This is a genomic window from Streptomyces sp. P17, assembly GCF_032436805.1.
Taxonomy (GTDB): domain Bacteria; phylum Actinomycetota; class Actinomycetes; order Streptomycetales; family Streptomycetaceae; genus Streptomyces.
Window position 1 is genome coordinate 1 of record NZ_JAVRBF010000914.1, and the last position, 267, is coordinate 267.

At 57.3% G+C, this 267-nt stretch carries 1 protein-coding gene; it reads right to left on the reverse strand.

Translation table 11 applies throughout. The annotated features are described in order from the left end of the window. Positions 1-267 (reverse strand): PAS domain-containing protein (locus RMT89_RS43425; RefSeq protein WP_315889267.1); only part of this gene is annotated, 267 nt, incomplete at both ends.

The window sequence follows — 267 nt, forward strand, 5'->3', positions numbered from 1 at the left end:
TGATAGTCATAGAAGGGCGTTTCGCCACTGAAGTGGCGCTCCAGGCGGACGCCTGACTCACGGAGGTCATCGGGATGGGCGTGGTTTAACCAGGTATTGATGTCGACGGGGGCCAGTTCCTCGAGGCGGTAGCCAATAATCTCCGCCCAACGCTCATTGAAGGTGGTTTCACCCGTCTGAACGTTCCACTCCCATGTACCAATGTTGGTGCCATCGATGATGCACTTGAGGCGTTCGGCCTGCTCCCATGGGGCTGAGTCCGTTTTC